This is a genomic window from Marilutibacter chinensis (assembly GCF_021725675.1).
Classification (GTDB): Bacteria; Pseudomonadota; Gammaproteobacteria; order Xanthomonadales; family Xanthomonadaceae; genus Marilutibacter; species Marilutibacter chinensis.
In genome coordinates, this window is the sequence record NZ_JAKJPO010000001.1 from 22,652 (window position 1) to 39,050 (window position 16,399).

The following is a 16,399-nucleotide window of genomic DNA, read 5'->3' on the forward strand; positions in this document are numbered from 1 at the left end:
GCGCCGACGTGCGGCGGTCCGCTCTCGGGCGACGAACCTAGACTGGAGACGACCGGCGCAGGCGCGTCCGGTCGTGCAGTCGCCGGTACGATTCCGGCCGCATCCCCCGACCGCGGCCGGCTCCGAAGAGGTGAAAGCTCATGACTACGCAACGTTTGCAGGACTATCTGAGAGAACAGCAGGTGGATTTCGAAACCGTGACCCATCCGCATGCGTTCACCGCCGCGCAGACCGCGGCCAGCGCACACATCGACGGCCACGCGATGGCCAAGACGGTGATGGTCAGGCTCGACGGCAAGCTGGCGATGGCGGTGCTGCCGTCCAACGAATGGCTCGACATCGAGCAGCTGCGCAAGGCCGCGGGTGCCGGCGAGGCGCGGCTGGCGAGCGAGAGCGAGTTCCGCGACCGTTTCCCCGAGTGCGAGGTCGGTGCGATGCCGCCATTCGGCAACCTGTACGGGATGGAGGTCTATGTCGCCGACTCCCTCTCCGATGACGAGCGCATCGCATTCAACGCCGGCAACCACCGTGAGCTGATGTGGATGCGCTGGCGGGACTTCGAGCGGCTCGTGCATCCGCACATGGCCTCGCTGACGCGGCACTGAAGTGCCGCTTCCGGCCTGTCGGCGACCGCCGCAACGGCGTTGCGGACGGCGATGTCCTCCGCAACCGCGCCGAAATCGCGGTTGCGCGGAGCGCATGCCCGCGTGCGCATAGAACGCGCGCCACTGTGTTTGCTGCGTACCCGGTCACGCTTTCGGGCATGGAACGGATGCGCGGTTCCCTCGTTCATCCGGCGCAAATTCGCGGTGTCCTAGCTTCGCTTTCGGCGCATCCCCCGCACGGCATGCCCCCGCATGCCGCGACGCCGCATCCGAACATGTAAGGAGAACCAGAACATGACCATGCCCCTGTCCCGAAAGGCCGTGCTGGCCGTCGCGCTGGCCGGCGCCACGCTCGCCGGCTGCAGCCACTACGTGAAGCGCGACGAATTCGACGCCACCATTGCCGATCTACGCGCTGCCGATGCCCGCCTGGAGTCGCAGATCCAGGCGCTGTCCGACAAGCACGACGCCCTGGTCACGCGGATGGCCGGCCGGACCCGTGTCGACACCGCCGCGTACTTCGCCACCAACGAGGCGGTGCTGAGCGAGGAGGCCAAGCCGTTGCTCGACGACTTCGCCAACGCGGTCCGCAGCAGCCACAGCAGCGCGGTGGTGACGGTCGAAGGTTTCGCCGACCCGTCCGGATCGGCGGCCTACAACAAGCGCCTGGGCCAGCGCCGCGCCGACGCCGCCCGCGACTACCTGGTCAACAGCGCGGGGCTGCCTGCGGCCCAGGTGCGTGCGGTCAGCTACGGTGAGGACGAGAACCGCCAGGTGCGCCCGGGAGCGACCGGCGAGGCCGGACGCGACAATCGTCGCATCGCCCTGGTCGTCGACTACGCAGGACCGCAGACCGCGAGCACGATGTAAGCGCGGAAGATCGCAAGGGCAGGGATGCATCGCGAGGGGCGCCGTCGGCGCCCTTCGCTATTTGCCGTCCCCGGGCGGCCTTCGCCGTATCCGCGCATTGGCCTGGCCTCGAACCGTCCGCATCGGCCTGGCGCCCTCACGAGCCCGTCACGCGAGGCAGGCCGGAACGCCGGCACCGATCCGAACGATGACGGGTGATTCGACGGCGGCCGCTGTCGAGATGATTCGATATTCACTGCCCGCATCGGCCACCCCATGACGGGGGACGGCCATCGGGGACGAAACCCATTCTGCCGTAGCTCCAGATGTGGCGCCGGCCATCCTTGATCATCCACGCATGGGGTTGACGGTATCGTTCGTCCGCCTCGCGGATCGATTCCCATATCGGGCGTGCCTGGTGGCAGTCGACCTGTGCCCGCAGCAGCGCGTGGCGCATTGCGGCGACGCGGACCAGTTCGCACGACAGCAGCGGCGCCCATACCAGCAGGATCGGAAGCAGCAGGCCCCGTCCGATCGGCGATGTCAGCGCCGGATGGTGCCGGCAACGCCACGTGCCGGCGAGCATCGCCAGCCACAGGGCCATGGCAGGCAAGCCAAGGCGCCAGTACTCCGTGACCGCGACCGCCAACGAGAATGCGGCGTACGGCGGCATGAAGGCGTAGAGCAGTGCGATCAGTGGACCGAAGCCGATCGCCACGTTCACCGACATCCAGGCATGCAGCGCGAACAGCAGTCCCAGCGTGCCCAGGCATCCGGGCCGGCCGGCGGAGCCTTCCGCGCCGGATGTCGCTGTCTGCGCGTTGCCGCCGGCCCGGCTCATGCGTCGCTGCCACGCTTGTGGAAGTACACCTGTTCCGCGGCCCAGCGCAGCGGTGGGGAATGCATGAACAGGTCGAACGGCCAGTCGAACTGCAGGCGGTCGTAAGCCCAGCGCAGTGCGCGTTTGGTGCGGAAGCGCGGCGCCGCGGCGATCGCGAGCGGCTCCGGCCGCGGGCCGTCGCCGCGGACATGGGCGGCGATCGCGCGGCCGGTCGCCCAGCCGTGCTCCCACGCCGAGTGGATGCCGCCGGCGGTGACCGGCGAGACGATGCCGGCGGCGTCGCCGGTCAGCATCACGCCATCGCCGGCCAGCGGCCAGACCGGGCCGCTGCAGGGGATGAGGCCGGCGCGGGTGGTGCCGGGCCTGAGGTGGCGGGGCAGGCCGCCGGCGGCGCCCACGCGCAACAGGAAGCCGTCGATGTCGGGCACGCGCGCGCGGGCCGGGTCGTGGCGCAACGCGAGCCCGGCCTGGATGCCGGTCGGGCTCTGCGCGATCCAGCCGATGTAGCCGGGCGCGTAGCGCTTGCTGATGAAGCAGTGCAGGGCGTCGGGGTGGCGCAGGCAGGCGCCGGGGAACTCGTATTCGACGCCGTAGAGGAACTGCCGGACCTGACCGAGGCCGGTGCGCGCGGCGACACGCGAGCGGGCGCCGTCGGCGCCGACCAGATAGCGGCTGCGGCCGATACCGTCGATCCGCCAGCCCGCGCCGGCCCTGCGCGCATCGGTGAACGCGGTGCCCAGGCGCAGGTCGACGTCGTGCCGGCGCAGCAGGTCGGCCAGCCAGCGCATCACCTGGGGGGTGTCGGTGGTCAGGAAGTAGTAGCCGGGTGCAGCCAGCGCGATCTGCTTCAGGCTGGGCGCGTACAGCCGCACCTGTTCGACGCGCCGGGTCAACGGATCCGGCAACTGGCCGAGCAGGGTCTGTTCGGCCGCCTCCTTCACGATGATGCCGGTCGTGTGCAGCTTCTCCCCCGGGTTGCGCTTGCGTTCCAGCACTGCGACCCGCAGGCCGGACTGGGCGGCCGCGAGCGCGCAGGCGGCGCCGGCGAAGCTGGCGCCGACGACGACCAGGTCGTAATCGGAAGAAACCGGGGGCAAGGGCATCGGCATGTCCGGGTGGTGACGATACGCGTCAGTCTCCGGCGGGCTGGCGAGGGCAGGATGGGCGCTGTGTGAAGCCGGCGCGAAGTGGTCGGCCTTCGGGATCCGGTGCGGACCACGCGGGGGGGCGACCGATCCTTCTCTCCGGTGGATTCGCCGCTGGGAGAAGGACTGGGCGAGCAGCCTCTTGCCGTTGCCCTTCAGAGCCTTTTCAGGGCAACGGCCGTCAGCACTCGTGCCTCTGGCGTTTGCATCGGCCCAGCATCCGGCCCGGACTGGAGGGAGAGCGCATTTGTCCAGAGCTTCCCGATGGGGCGACGGCGTTGCTCAGGACCTTTCGACTGCCTGTCGGGCCTGCCTCACCAGTTCCAGCGGAGCGCTGGTTCCGGGGCGGCTGCGTACGTAGGCCACGGCGATGCGGGCGCCGACAGGGTGCGAGTTCCAGAACGCGTCAGGCACGAGAGACAGGTGCTCGTGACGCTGGCCGTCGTGGTCGCGATATTCGTACCTGAGCCGCTTCTGCGACTGCCGGGCGCTGGTGGCGTGGCTGATCCGTTCGATCACCCGGCCCTCCGCCTCGACGCCATCCTCGACCAGCCGCCGCATCTGCACGGCGCGCCAGGCGACGATCGCGACCATCGCCAAGGCCAGGCCGACCGGGATGGCGATTCCGAGTATCAGACCAGCCATGCCATGTTTCCATTCCGTCGACCGACATGATCATCACCAACGGAAAGCCGGATCTTCGGCGGACCCGCCGCATCTTCCCAGGTGCGGAAAAACCGAAGGGCGCCATCGGGCGCCCTTCTGAGGGTGGGGCTGGCGGTCAGCCGCCGCGACGGCCGCCACCTCCACCACCGCCACCACCACCGCTACCGCCGCTACCGCCACGCCCATGGGCCGGGCGACCGCGGTTCGGGTTCGGGCGCGGCCCGCGCGGCTTGTCGCCGTAGGGGCCCTGGCCGCTGCTGCCTGCATGGTCGGACGGGAAATGCATCGCGTTGCCGGGGTGGCCGTACGGGTGCGCCGGACGCTGTCCCTTCTTGCCCTGCGGCTTGGCGCCCTGACCGCCGCCGCCGCCGGGACGCGCCTTGCCGAACTTGCCGGCGCCGCGGCCGCCACCGGGGTTGCGGTGACCGTTGGGACCGGTTTCGACGCCATCGGGTACGTACCAGGTGCGGAACGCCGCCGGGCTGCCCTCGGGCAGCTTCGGCCCCTTCTGCTTGCGCTGCTTGAACGGCTTCTGCGACTGCTTCGCCGCTGCTTCGCCGCTGACGGTCAGGCCGCCATGGGGCTTCTTGCCGCCGCGACCGCGGCCCCGATCCTCGCGGACGTGGTCGAAGCGGCGCAGTTCGCGGCCTTCGTCGGCGCGGCTGGGGCCGCCGACATAACCGTGACTGCGATCGCTGCCGGTCAGGTTGATCGTTGCCCTGGCCGCCTTGCGCTGGCCGATCACCGGCTGCAGCGTCAGCGCCGACGGCGCACCATCCTCCAGTCCCAGCTGCCTGCGCAGTGCCTCGACCTTGTCGGCCGGCAGCTCCTGCGAATGGCCGCGCAACAGCTCGCGCGGCAGGCTGACGTCACCGTAGCGGATGCGCTTGAGGCGGCTGACCTGGCAGCCCTGCGACTCCCACAGCCGGCGCACCTCGCGGTTGCGGCCTTCCTTGACCACGACCCGGAACCAGTCGTGCGAATCCGTGCCGCCGATGCGTTCGACCTCGTCGAACCTGGCTGGACCGTCGTCGAGGGCGACGCCACGGCGCAGGCGGTCGGGAATGTTGTCGGAAACGCTTTCCTGGCCCTCCGGCGGACGCACGCGGCAGACGTACTCGCGTTCGACCTCGTAGGAGGGGTGCATCAGCGCATTGGCCAGCTCGCCGTCGGTGGTCAGCAGCAGCAGGCCGGTGGTGTTGATGTCGAGGCGGCCGATCGCGATCCAGCGCGCGCCCTTGAGCGCCGGCAGCGCCTCGAACACGGTCGGCCGGCCCTCGGGATCCTCGCGGGTGGTGACCTCGCCTTCGGGCTTGTTGTACATCAGCACGCGCGCCGGGTCGGTCAGCGCGCTGGCGACGAACTGGCGGCCGTCCAGCTCGATCTTGTCGCCGCCCCGGATCGACATGCCGACCTGGGCGACCTCGCCGTTGACCTTGACCAGGCCGTCGGCGATGCGCTGTTCGAGCGCGCGCCGGGAGCCCAGCCCGGCCTGGGCCAGCACCTTGTGCAGGCGCTCCTCGAGGCGGGGGGCGGTGGTGGCGTCGTCGTTGCTGCGTTTCAGGGTGAGCTTGCGGCTCTTGGTTTCACTCATTTCGATTGCTCCGGCGCGTCCTCATCGGAGGCGGCCTCAGACTCGGGAACGGTCGTCGTCTCGACGGCGTTGGGAATGGCCTCTGGACCGGTGTCCTCGTCCACTTCCGGTGCTGCCGAAAAGTCGTCGGATGCCAGCGGCTCCGGCGCCATTTCGTCGTTCTCGTCCGCCGCGCGCTCGCCCGGCGCGGCTTCGGGTTGGGGGGGTAGGCCGGACGACGTGGCATCGTCGTCCGGCACGGCATCGATGTGTCTTTCGTGTCCGACCGGTTGATCGAGGGAGGCGACGTCGCCGTTGTCGGCCAGGTCGTCGCTGGCCCCGGCTTCCGTCGCTCCAGCGGTTGTCCCGCCTGGCCGGTCCAGGGCCATCTCTTTACCGGCGCTTTCTCCGCCGGCGTCTTCTTCGTCCGGGCCGCCGGTCGCGACACCGCCTGCGGCGATGGCCTCGCCTTCGGCGGGCCTGGCCGGCTTCTGTCCGTCGCCGAACCCCAGCTCGGGTTCCAGTTCGCCGATCTCCTTGAGCTCCGACAGCGGCGGCAGCTCGTCCAGGCGCTTGAGACCGAAATAGTCGAGAAAGGCCTTGGTGGTGCCGAACAGGGCCGGCTTGCCGGGTACGTCGCGATGGCCGACGACGCGGATCCACTCGCGCTCCTCCAGCGCCTTGATGATGTTGCTGTTGACCGCGACGCCGCGGACCTGCTCGATCTCGCCGCGGGTGATCGGCTGGCGATAGGCGATCAGTGCGAGGGTCTCCAGCGTCGCCCGGGTGTAGCGGGTCTGCCGCTCGGTCCACAGCCGCGCGACCCACGCGTGCACGTCGGCCTTGACCTGGAAGCGGAACCCGGACGCGAGTTCGACCAGTTCGACGCCGCGGTCGGCGCAGCCGGCCTGCAGGGTCTCGATCGCGGTCTCGACGCTGCCGTTCGGCGCCGGCTGTTCCTCCGGGAACAGCGCATGCAGTTGCGCCAGCGTCAGCGGCTGGTTCGCCGCCAGCAGGGCGGCCTCGACGATCCGGGTGATGAGCGATTGATCCATGCGGTGATTCGGAAGTGGGTGGGTCGGGGCAGTGCGACCGCGCTCAGGCGTGGCCGACGCTGTCGGGCTCGTCGTCGTCGAACTCGCTGCTCAGTTCGACCTGGCTGGGATCGTCCAGCACTGCCAGCGACTTGACGTAGATCGGCGCCAGCGGCGCTTCCTGCACGATGTCGACCAGTTGTTCCTTGGCCAGGGTCAGCAACCCGAGGAAGGTCACCACCACGCCGAGCTTGCCTTCCTCGACGGTGAACAGCTGTTCGAAGCGGTAGAACTGGCCATCGTTGAGCCGTTCCAGCAGCTCGCCCATGCGCTGGCGGACATTCAGCGCGTCGCGCTTGATCGCATGCTGGGTGTACAGCTCGGCGCGCTTGAACACCTCGTGCAGCGCCAGCAACATCTCGCGCAGGTCGACCGGTGGCGGCAGCCGCACCGCGGCGCGGTCGGGGACGAATGCCGCCGCCGGCGCGGTGTCGCGGTCCTGGCGGGGCAGGCCGTCGAGATCCTCGGCGGCCTTCTTGAAGCGTTCGTACTCCTGCAGCCGGCGCACCAGTTCGGCACGCGGGTCGTCTTCCTCGCCTTCCTCCGCGGGTGGCCGCGGCAGCAGCATCCGCGACTTGATCTCGGCCAGCATCGCGGCCATGACCAGGTAGTCGGCGGCCAGCTCGAAGCGCATCTCGTGCATGGCCTGGATGTACTCGACGTATTGGCGGGTGATGTCCGCGACCGGGATGTCGAGGATGTCGAGGTTCTGCCGACGGATCAGGTACAGCAGCAGGTCGAGCGGGCCCTCGAACGCCTCGAGGATGACCTCCAGCGCGTCCGGCGGGATGTACAGATCCTGCGGGATCTGCAGCACCGGCTGGCCGTGCACGACCGCGAGCGGCATTTCCTGCTGCTGCGGCCGCGACGATGTGGCCGAGCTCTCGTTGTCGTGCGGTCCGGCACCGGCGGCCGTCCCCGCGATGTCCTCCGGCGGGGAGGTCTCGCTGTCGACGGCTTGCTGCTCCTCGGTCGCGTCGGGCACGGCGGTCTGGGTCATGCGTGGGCGGCCCCTCCGGGGGTCCTGGGTAACGGCCTCGGCGGCCGCGGCATTGCGGATCGCGACCCGCGAACGGCGGGCCGAAGGGTGCCGTCGACACCGGGAAGTCCCGGAGCCTGGATCGGCCACGGGCGGGTTGCCCATGAAAACGACGGACGGGGTGCAACCAACTGCATAGATCGATGCGGCGCGAAACAGCCCCAATGGCCCCGACGCGGGCCACGGCGGGGAAGGTGCGGGAGTCGTTACGGCCCGGGCAGGTGTGCGGCAGCGGCGCACCGGGTGGTGCAGTGCGTGACGACGGCGTGGGGAGCCTGTCGTGACGGGCCGCTGCGTTCCGGCCTCTGGCGATTGACATCTAGGGTAAGGGCTCGCGTGAAGCCTGTCCAGCGGCTGCGGGCCCTGTTGCGCAAGGGCCTACAATGCCGTTCAGCGCCGGCCCCGGCGACAGGCGAGGAGAATCAGACGGCATGTGGTACGTGATCGAAGGCTACGACGGCGAGGACGTGCTGGATCGGCGTCTGTCTGCACGGTCCGCGCATCTGGCGCGGCTCGTGGCCCTGCGCGACCACGGAAGGCTGCTGCTCGCGGGGCCGTGTCCGGCGATCGACACCGAGGATCCGGGCCCGGCCGGTTTCAGCGGCAGTCTGGTCGTGGCCGAGTTCGAGTCGCTGGAGGCCGCACGGGCCTGGGCCGAGGCCGATCCCTACCTGGCGGCCGGCGTCTACGTCCGCGTCGAGGTCCGACCGTTCCGTCGGGTGCTGCCATGAAGCCGCTGCCTCCGGTCATGCCAGGTTCTCTGCCGCGCGAACAGCGGGTGGAGGCGATCCGCACGGCGCTGGAAGCCGCGCTGTCTCCCCGCATGCTGGAGATCGTCGACGACAGCCAGCGCCATGCCGGCCATGCCGGCGCGCGCGACGGGCGCGGTCACTTTCGCGTCGCGATCGTCAGCGACGTTTTCACCGGCATGTCACGGATCGCCCGCCACCGGGCGGTGTACGCTGCGCTCGGCAGCCTGATGGACACCGACATCCACGCCCTGTCGATCGACGCGCGTGAGCCCGGCTCGGATGGCTGATCCGATGTCGCGCCGCAGCATCGCGGCTTCGGCGAAAAACTGTTTTTAAAACAGTAGCTTGTGGCCTGTTCTTTCGATTTTTTTCATCGGCTTTACATCATTTGATGAAAACGTTTACAGTCGGCCCGCATCCAGCCGTGGAGAGGCGGTTCGAGCTTTGGCACATGTCACCATCAAAGACGTAGCGCGCGCGGCCAACGTATCGGTCGCGACCGTTTCGCGGGTGCTGAACGGACACGACAACGTGACCGAACCCGTGCGCAAGCGGGTCCTGTCCACCGCGCAGGAGCTGCGCTACACCCCGCACGCGGCCGCACGCAGCCTCAGCAGCCGCCGCACCCAGACCCTGGGCGTGGTGCTGCCGGACCTTCACGGCGAGTTCTTCTCGGAACTGATCCGCGGCATCGACCAGGTCGCCCGCCAGCACCGGCTGCACCTGTTGTTGTCGAGCTACCACGGCCATGTCGAGGAACAGGGCACGGCGCTGCAGGCGATGCGGGGGCGCGTGGACGGCCTGCTGGTGATGTCGCCGTACACCGCCAGCTCGCCGACGCTGGACGATCCGCGCGCGCTCTCGCAGTTGCCGGTCGTGCTGATCAACAGCCAGTCCGCGGGGGCCGGTGGTGTCCTGCTGGGCATCGACAACTATGGCGGGGCGAGGGCGATGGTCGAGCATCTCGTCGCGGGCGGGCATCGCCGGATCGCCTTCATTGCCGGCCCTGAAGACAACTTCGACGCGCACGAGCGCCTGCGCGGCTATCGGGACGCGCTGGCGGCGCTGCTGCCGGGCTCGCCCGAATGGATCCTGCGCGGCGACTTCGACGAGGCTTCAGGCCATCGCGCCGGCCGCGACCTGATCGCCGCCGTCGAGCGTCCGGACGCGGTGTTCGCGGCCAACGACATGATGGCGCTGGGCTGCATGTTCGCGTTGCTGCAGGCCGGTATCGACGTCCCCGGCGAAGTCGCGCTGGCCGGTTTCGACGACATTCCGCTGGCCGGCTACGTGCATCCCGGCCTCAGCACGATGCGGGTGAACATCGCCGAGCTCGGCTCGCGCGCGACCGAATTGCTGATTGCGGCGATCGGCGGTGAGGGTGGACGGCCCAGGCCGGAACGGTGGTTGCCGACCGAGTTGATCGTCCGCGAATCCACCCGCCGGCCGGGTCGGCGTACTTCCAGCAACTAGATCGGGCGGAACGGAGCCGCCCAACCGGACAGCCACGTGGCAGTCGCTTGTCTGTATTTGTTTTCGACCTCGGATGTAAACGGTTTCACCAGCCTGAGCAGTTTGTCGGACCAGTTCGTTGAGACATTTCTTCGGAGAGAGGGGAAAGGTTTATGAAGCGTCAGACGGTTACCAGACGACACGCGAAGTTCCAACCCAGGCCTGGGTTGCTGGCCTGCGCGCTGGCCAGCTGCCTTGCGGTGGCCGCCCCGGCGGTCCTTGCCCAGAGCACCTCGGCGATCATCCACGGCCGGGTCACCCTCGACGCGGCGCCTGCCGGCGGTGCGACGGTGACGGTGACGAACACAGGCACCGGGCTGTCCCGCAGCGCCGAGACTTCCGAATCCGGCAGCTACAGCCTTGCCGGCCTGCCGCCGGGTACCTACCGGGTCGACGTCGCCGCCGGCGGCAGCACCGTCTCGCGCGTCGTCACCGTGCGCGTCGGCCAGACCGCGCGGCTCGACCTGAGCGCCGGCGGGGTGGCCGAGACCGGACCGGTCGACGACGCCACCGAGCTGGACACGATCACGGTGACCGGCACGGTGCTGGCCGAGACGCGGACCTCGGAAATCGCGACCTACGTGTCGCAGAAGCAGATCGAGGCGCTGCCGCAGAACTCGCGCAACTTCCTCGCCTTCGCCGACACCGTGCCGGGCATGCAGTTCATCACCTCGCCGAACGGGCAGGAAAGCCAGCTGCGCAGCGGTGCGCAGGGCTCCAGCGCGATCAACGTCTACATCGACGGCGTCGGCCAGAAGAACTACGTGACCCCAGGCGGCATCACCGGACAGGACGACAGCGAGGGCAACCCGTTCCCGCAGGCGGCGATCGGCGAGTACAAGGTCATCACTTCCAACTACAAGGCCGAGTACGACCAGATCAGCAGCGCCGCGGTCACCGCGGTGACCCGCTCGGGCACCAACGAGTTCCACGGCAGCGCGTTCTGGGATCGCAGCAGCGAGGGCTGGACCTCGCCGTCGCCGCGCGAAGATGCGGCCGGCGAGAAGGACGAGGAGTCGGTCGACCAGTACGGCCTGAGCTTCGGCGGGCCGATCATCCGCGACAAGCTGCATTTCTTCCTGGTCTACGAGGGCAAGGACATCGTGCGCCCGGCGCCGGTGCTGCCGCCGAACCAGCTCGGTGCCGCCGACGTCGCCGCGCTGCCTTCCGAGATCCGTTCGCGGTACGGCACGGCGAGCCGGCCGTTCAACCAGGACACCTACTTCGGCAAGCTGAGCTGGCAGGTCACGGACGAGCACCTGATCGAGTTCATCGCCCGCGAGCGCAGAGAGACCGGCGTGCTCGGCATCGGCGGGGTCAACGTGCCCAGTGCCGGCACCGCGCTGAACAACGACGAGAGCCGCTACGACCTGCGCTCGGTCTATTCGACCGTGAACTGGCTCAACGACGCCCATGTCACCTTCGAGGAAGCGGCCTACAACCCGTCGCCGATATCGCCGATATCGAGCAACCGCTACACCGTCGTCGACCCGACCAATGCGAACAATCTTGAGCTGCAGGTCCTGAACACCGGCGGCGGCCCCAACTTCCAGGACAAGGGCCAGAAGGGCTGGGGTTTCCAGGACGACCTGACCTGGTTCGGCTGGGAAGGCCACACCGTGAAGATGGGCATCAAGTACAAGCAGGTCGACCTGAAGGCGTTCCAGCAGTTTCCGCCGTTCCCGCGCTACTGGTACGACGTCAACGAGAGCCTGACCCGGCCGTACCGGGTCGAGTACACCACCGCGCGACCGGGGCGCGACCCGTTCGTGGAGTCGAAGAACAAGCAGTTCGGCATCTACATCCAGGACGACTGGGAGGTCACCGACAAGTTGACCCTGAACCTCGGCATCCGCTGGGACTACGAGGAGATCCCCAGCTACACCGACTACCGGCTCGATCCGGACATCGCCGCCGCGTTGCGCGGATGGACCAACATCCAGAACACCGACTACGACGTCGAGGACTACATCAGCAACGGCAGCAACCGCAGCAACTTCAAGGGCGCCTGGCAGCCGCGCCTGGGCTTCTCCTACGACCTGTCCGGCGACCAGCGCCACGTGATCTTCGGCGGCGCCGGCCGCGCCTACGACCGCAACCTGTTCGACTACATGGCGCGCGAGTACTACGGCGGCGCGTTCACCACCTACCGGATCAACTTTCCGTCGCCGATCCATTGCGATCCTGGCACTGGCGCGACCTGCACGCCGTTCGATCCGGCCCTGTTGACGCCCGAGGGTCTGGCGGCCTACGCGGCGGCCAACCCCATGGTGGGCGGCGAGGTGCAGTTGCTGAACAACGACCTGAAGACGCCGTATTCGGACCAGTACAGCATCGGCATGCGCAATATCGTCGAGTGGTGGGGCCACGACTGGAACACTTCGGTCACCCTCTCGCATATCCGCAGCCGCGACGGCATCTACTTCCACCTCGGCAACCGCCGTCCGGACGGCAGCTTCCACGAGTTCGAGAACCTGGGGCAGACCTGGGGCAATGCGCCGTTCGGGTTCGCGATCCCGGGCTACGGCAGCCTGATCCTGGGCGACAACGGTTTCGAGTACAACCTGAACTCGCTGCTGGTCTCGCTCGACAAGCCGTTCACCGAGGCCTCGCCATGGGGCTTCAATCTGGCGTACACCTACAGTGATGGCGAGGAGAATCGGCCCAACGCGTCCAATGGCGAGACCTTCCTGTTCGACTATCCGTTCGCGACCAGCCAGTACTACCCGTCGACCGGTGTGCCGGAGCACCGGCTGGTGCTGTCCGGGATCTATTCGCCCGGCTGGGACCTGACCTTCAGCGGCAAGCTGGTGCTGGAGAGCCACAAGCCGCGCTCGTCGAACAACTGCCTGGATTCGCCGCCGGAGCCGGAGCCGAACTACCTGTGCTACTACGATCCGTACACGCCCGACGGTTCGATCGGCTACAAGCGTTTCGACCTGGCCGCGGAGAAGCGCTGGAACACCGGTAGCGACGTCTCGTTCCGCGTCCGTGCCGACCTGATCAACGTATTCGACTGGGCCAACTGGAACCAGTTCGATGGGCGATACGGTCTTGGCAACGGCGGGCGCTTGCCGGTCAACCCGGACCTCGGCGAACGCAACGGCAACGAGATCATCGAGCCGTCGCGCACGTTCAAGCTGTCGTTCGGCATCGACTGGTGACCCACGCCGTACCGGCCGCCGTCCGGCGCCGGTACGGATTCGTGACGTGCCTCCTGTGACCGGATGCGTGGAGTGCGGTATCTGTCGCTGAAAACCGACCCTGGAGAAGCTGTGATGTCGCGGTTTCGCGCTGCCTGCGCCGTTTTCGCCTGCCTGATGACGTTGCTGGCGTTGCTGGCCGGCTGCACGGGCGGCCGCGACGACCGTACCGTGGTCCGGTTCTGGGCGATGGGCTACGAGGGCGAGGTCGTGGCGCGGCTGATGCCCGAGTTCGAGCGACGCCATCCGGAGATCCGGGTCGAGGTGCAGCAACTGCCTTGGACCGCGGCCCACGAGAAGCTGCTGACCGCATTCGCCGGCGATGCGCTGCCGGACGTCTGCGCATTGGGCAATACCTGGATCCCGGAATTCGCCCTGCTCGATGCGCTGGAGCCGCTGGGGCCGATGCTGGCGCGGACGCCCTCGATCGAGCCTGCGGACTACTTCGACGGGGCCTGGGACTCGGGCGTGATCGAGGGGCAGGTGTATGCGGTGCCCTGGTACGTCGAGACCCGGCTGCCGTTCTACCGCAGCGATCTGCTGGCCGAAGCCGGAATAGAGCGGGTTCCGGAGGACTGGGCGCAATGGCGCGAGGCGCTGGACGGGATCAAGCGTCATGTCGGTCCGCAGCGCTATTCGATCCTGCTGCCGCTTAACGAGTTCGAGCCGCTGCTCAACCTCGCGATCCAGCAGCCCGACCCGCTGCTGCGCGAGGACGGGCGCTACGGCAACTTCCGCAGTCCCGGCTTCAAGCGCGCGCTGACGTTCTACAAGGAGATGTTCGACCTGGGTTGGGCGCCGCCGGTCAGCAACACCCAGATCTCAAACGTCTGGGACGAGTTCGGCCGCGGCTACTATGCGTTCTACATCAACGGCCCGTGGAACATCGCCGAATTCCGCAAGCGACTGCCGGCGGAGCGGGCGGACGACTGGATGACGATGCCGCTGCCCGGACCGGAGGGCCCCGGCAGTTCGGTCGCCGGCGGCACCAGTTTCGTACTGTTCCGGCAGTCGGGGAACAGGGAAGCGGCGTGGAAGCTGGTCGAGTTCCTTTCCGATCCGTGGATCCAGGCGCGCTTCCATGCGATGACCGGCGACCTGCCGCCGCGTCGCAGCACGTGGCGGCATGGCGAGCTGGCCGCCGATCCTCATGCCAACGCCTTCCGGCAGCAACTCGAGCGCGCACGACCTGCGCCGCGGGTGCCGGAGTGGGAGCGCATCGCGCAGGAGATGCGCCTGGTCGGCGAGCAGATGGTCGGCGGCCACTACACGGTCGACGAGGCCGCCGCCGAGCTCGATCGCCGGGCCGATGCGATCCTGGAGAAGCGCCGCTGGATGCTCGACCGGCGTGTCGCCGGAGGTGGCAGGTGAGCCGGACGGGCCTGGCGGGGTGGGTGTTCGCGGCACCTGCAGTGACGGTGATCGCCGTGTTCTTCGGCATCCCGGTGCTGGCCGCGTTCGCACTGAGCCTGACCGACTACGACATCTACGCGCTGGCCGACATCGGCAACCTGCGCTTCGTGGGCCTGGACAATTATCTGGGACTGTTGCGCCAGCCGCTGTTCTGGAAGGCGCTGGGCAACACCTTCTACTTCGTTGTCGTGGGCGTGCCGCTGTCGATCGCGGTCTCGCTGGCGGCGGCGCTGTTGCTGCACTCGCGCCTGGGCCTGGCCCGGCCGTTCTTCCGTACCGCACTGTTCGCACCGGTGGTCACCACCGTGGTCGCGGTCGCGGTGATCTGGCGCTACCTGTTCCATACCCGCTACGGACTGGTGAACTGGGGACTTTCGTCGATCGGCATCGATCCGGTCGACTGGCTCGGCAGCCCGCAGTGGGCGATGCCGACGATCATCCTGTTCGCGGTGTGGAAGAACTTCGGCTACAACATGATCATCTTCCTCGCCGGCCTGCAGGCGATTCCCGAGGAACTCTACGAAGCCGCCCGCATCGACGGCGCCTCCGCGCCGCGCCAGTTCTGGCATGTGACCCTGCCGATGCTCGGGCCGGTGCTGCTGATGGTCGGCATCCTGACCCTGAGCGGTTACTTCCAGCTGTTCGCCGAGCCCTACGTGATGACCCAGGGCGGACCGCTGCAGAGCACCGTCAGCGTGCTCTACCTGATGTACGAGGAAGGCTTCAAGTGGTGGAACCTCGGCAATGCCTCGGCGGTCGCGTTCGTGCTGTTCGCGTTGATGGCCGCGATCACGACGGCCCTGCTGTGGATCGCGCGTCGCAGGGGAGCGGAGTGAGCCGGTGATGCGACCTGTCATGGCCACCGCGGTCGTCAACGGCCTGCTGATCGGACTGGCGGCGCTGAGCCTGGCGCCGCTGCTGTGGATGCTCTCGGTCTCGCTGATGCAGCCGGGCGAAGCCGCGCACTTCCCGCCGCCGCTGCTGCCGTCCGAGCCGACCCTGCACAACTACCGGGAACTGTTCGCACGCGCCGGGCTCGGTCGCCACCTGGCCAACAGCGCCCTGGTCGCGACCGCGACCACGTCGGTCGCGTTGCTGCTGAACACGCTGGCCGGATACGCGTTCGCCAAGCTGGAGTTCGGCGGCCGCGAGCGCGTGTTCCGGACGATGCTGGCGGCGCTGGTCATCCCCGCGCAGGTCACGATGATGCCGCTGTTCCTGATGCTGAAGCAGGTGGGCCTGGTCAACACCTATGCCGGCGCGATCGTGCCGGGCATGGCGGGGGTGTTCGGGATCTTCCTGGTCCGCCAGTACGCGCGCTCGATTCCCGACGAACTGCTGGAGGCGGCACGCATCGACGGCGCCGGCGAGTTCCGCATCTTCGTGCAGATCGTGTTTCCGCTGCTGCGGCCGATCGTGGTGACGCTGGCGATCTTTACCTTCCTGACCGCGTGGAACGACTTCATGTGGCCGCTGATCGTGCTCAGCGAGGACGACCTCTACACCCTGCCGGTCGCGCTGGCGTCTCTGTCGCGCGAACACGTCCAGGACAGCGAACTGATGATGGCCGGCTCGGTGGTCACCGTGCTGCCGGTGCTGCTCCTGTTCCTGTGCCTGCAGCGGCATTACCTGCAGGGCCTGCTGGCCGGGAGCGTGAAGGGATGACGTCCACACGTGCGCCGACGACGCCCCCGTTTCAAACCGTCA

At 68.3% G+C, this 16,399-nt stretch carries 15 protein-coding genes; 9 read left to right on the forward strand and 6 right to left on the reverse strand.

The window, feature by feature from the left end:
- The first annotated feature begins 140 nt into the window (after positions 1-140).
- Positions 141-605 (forward strand): aminoacyl-tRNA deacylase, encoded by a 465-nt coding sequence (locus L3V18_RS00125; protein WP_237052599.1) that lies wholly within the window; start codon positions 141-143, stop codon positions 603-605.
- A 294-nt stretch (positions 606-899) separates the two neighbouring features.
- Complete coding sequence (locus tag L3V18_RS00130) at positions 900-1,475, forward strand: OmpA family protein (protein ID WP_237052600.1); 576 nt, start codon at positions 900-902, stop codon at positions 1,473-1,475.
- Positions 1,476-1,707: 232 nt separating this feature from the next.
- Here the strand turns inward: L3V18_RS00130 and L3V18_RS00135 are convergent, their stop codons facing one another.
- The 6 genes from L3V18_RS00135 to L3V18_RS00160 form a co-directional block, all read right to left on the reverse strand.
- Positions 1,708-2,295 (reverse strand): hypothetical protein, encoded by a 588-nt coding sequence (locus L3V18_RS00135; protein ID WP_237052601.1) that lies wholly within the window; start codon positions 2,293-2,295, stop codon positions 1,708-1,710.
- Positions 2,292-3,398 carry an NAD(P)/FAD-dependent oxidoreductase gene (locus L3V18_RS00140; RefSeq protein WP_237052602.1) on the reverse strand — a complete coding sequence of 369 codons (1,107 nt, stop codon included), beginning with the start codon at positions 3,396-3,398 and terminating at the stop codon, positions 2,292-2,294. Before L3V18_RS00140 ends, L3V18_RS00135 begins: the two co-directional genes overlap by 4 nt.
- 324 nt (positions 3,399-3,722) lie before the next feature.
- Positions 3,723-4,085: a DUF3592 domain-containing protein gene (locus L3V18_RS00145; protein ID WP_237052603.1), complete on the reverse strand. Its 363-nt coding sequence runs from the start codon at positions 4,083-4,085 to the stop codon at positions 3,723-3,725.
- Positions 4,086-4,221: 136 nt separating this feature from the next.
- A complete protein-coding gene (locus L3V18_RS00150; RefSeq protein ID WP_237052604.1) occupies positions 4,222-5,700 on the reverse strand; it encodes a pseudouridine synthase in 1,479 nt (492 codons plus the stop codon).
- Positions 5,697-6,734 (reverse strand): SMC-Scp complex subunit ScpB, encoded by a 1,038-nt coding sequence (gene scpB, locus L3V18_RS00155; protein WP_237052605.1) that lies wholly within the window; start codon positions 6,732-6,734, stop codon positions 5,697-5,699. Before scpB ends, L3V18_RS00150 begins: the two co-directional genes overlap by 4 nt.
- A gap of 43 nt (positions 6,735-6,777) precedes the next feature.
- Positions 6,778-7,773 (reverse strand): segregation and condensation protein A, encoded by a 996-nt coding sequence (locus L3V18_RS00160; protein WP_237052606.1) that lies wholly within the window; start codon positions 7,771-7,773, stop codon positions 6,778-6,780.
- A 470-nt stretch (positions 7,774-8,243) separates the two neighbouring features.
- On the opposite strand from L3V18_RS00160, the gene L3V18_RS00165 reads away from it, so the two are divergent.
- The 7 genes from L3V18_RS00165 to L3V18_RS00195 all read left to right on the forward strand — a co-directional run bounded on the left by L3V18_RS00165 (position 8,244) and on the right by L3V18_RS00195 (position 16,357).
- On the forward strand, positions 8,244-8,543 hold the full coding sequence (locus L3V18_RS00165) for a YciI family protein (RefSeq protein WP_237052607.1): 300 nt from the start codon (positions 8,244-8,246) through the stop codon (positions 8,541-8,543).
- Between the two features lie 17 nt (positions 8,544-8,560).
- A complete protein-coding gene (locus tag L3V18_RS00170) occupies positions 8,561-8,851 on the forward strand; it encodes a BolA family protein (protein WP_237052608.1) in 291 nt (96 codons plus the stop codon).
- 157 nt (positions 8,852-9,008) lie between these two features.
- Entirely contained in the window at positions 9,009-10,037 is a 1,029-nt protein-coding gene (locus tag L3V18_RS00175) for a LacI family DNA-binding transcriptional regulator (protein ID WP_237052609.1), read from the forward strand.
- A gap of 152 nt (positions 10,038-10,189) precedes the next feature.
- Entirely contained in the window at positions 10,190-13,240 is a 3,051-nt protein-coding gene (locus L3V18_RS00180) for a TonB-dependent receptor (protein WP_237052610.1), read from the forward strand.
- Positions 13,241-13,354: 114 nt separating this feature from the next.
- Complete coding sequence (locus L3V18_RS00185) at positions 13,355-14,650, forward strand: sugar ABC transporter substrate-binding protein (RefSeq protein WP_237052611.1); 1,296 nt, start codon at positions 13,355-13,357, stop codon at positions 14,648-14,650.
- The gene (locus L3V18_RS00190; RefSeq protein ID WP_237052612.1) at positions 14,647-15,528 is read left to right on the forward strand and encodes a carbohydrate ABC transporter permease; all 882 of its coding nucleotides are present in this window, start codon (positions 14,647-14,649) and stop codon (positions 15,526-15,528) included. The genes L3V18_RS00185 and L3V18_RS00190 overlap by 4 nt, the downstream gene beginning before the upstream one ends.
- Positions 15,529-15,535: 7 nt before the next feature.
- Positions 15,536-16,357 carry a carbohydrate ABC transporter permease gene (locus L3V18_RS00195; RefSeq protein ID WP_237053655.1) on the forward strand — a complete coding sequence of 274 codons (822 nt, stop codon included), beginning with the start codon at positions 15,536-15,538 and terminating at the stop codon, positions 16,355-16,357.
- The last annotated feature ends 42 nt before the right edge of the window (positions 16,358-16,399 follow it).

What these genes read in the sequence shown, in the direction of transcription:
- L3V18_RS00130 (WP_237052600.1), top strand. Translation starts at nt 900, where the DNA reads ATGACCATGCCCCTGTCCCGAAAGGCCGTGCTGGCCGTCGCGCTGGCC.
- L3V18_RS00195 (WP_237053655.1), top strand. Translation starts at nt 15,536, where the DNA reads ATGCGACCTGTCATGGCCACCGCGGTCGTCAACGGCCTGCTGATCGGA.
- L3V18_RS00170 (WP_237052608.1), top strand. Translation starts at nt 8,561, where the DNA reads ATGCCAGGTTCTCTGCCGCGCGAACAGCGGGTGGAGGCGATCCGCACG.
- L3V18_RS00160 (WP_237052606.1), bottom strand. Translation starts at nt 7,773, where the DNA reads ATGACCCAGACCGCCGTGCCCGACGCGACCGAGGAGCAGCAAGCCGTC.
- L3V18_RS00150 (WP_237052604.1), bottom strand. Translation starts at nt 5,700, where the DNA reads ATGAGTGAAACCAAGAGCCGCAAGCTCACCCTGAAACGCAGCAACGAC.
- L3V18_RS00180 (WP_237052610.1), top strand. Translation starts at nt 10,190, where the DNA reads ATGAAGCGTCAGACGGTTACCAGACGACACGCGAAGTTCCAACCCAGG.
- L3V18_RS00125 (WP_237052599.1), top strand. Translation starts at nt 141, where the DNA reads ATGACTACGCAACGTTTGCAGGACTATCTGAGAGAACAGCAGGTGGAT.
- L3V18_RS00135 (WP_237052601.1), bottom strand. Translation starts at nt 2,295, where the DNA reads ATGAGCCGGGCCGGCGGCAACGCGCAGACAGCGACATCCGGCGCGGAA.
- L3V18_RS00145 (WP_237052603.1), bottom strand. Translation starts at nt 4,085, where the DNA reads ATGGCTGGTCTGATACTCGGAATCGCCATCCCGGTCGGCCTGGCCTTG.
- L3V18_RS00140 (WP_237052602.1), bottom strand. Translation starts at nt 3,398, where the DNA reads ATGCCCTTGCCCCCGGTTTCTTCCGATTACGACCTGGTCGTCGTCGGC.
- L3V18_RS00185 (WP_237052611.1), top strand. Translation starts at nt 13,355, where the DNA reads ATGTCGCGGTTTCGCGCTGCCTGCGCCGTTTTCGCCTGCCTGATGACG.
- L3V18_RS00165 (WP_237052607.1), top strand. Translation starts at nt 8,244, where the DNA reads ATGTGGTACGTGATCGAAGGCTACGACGGCGAGGACGTGCTGGATCGG.
- scpB (WP_237052605.1), bottom strand. Translation starts at nt 6,734, where the DNA reads ATGGATCAATCGCTCATCACCCGGATCGTCGAGGCCGCCCTGCTGGCG.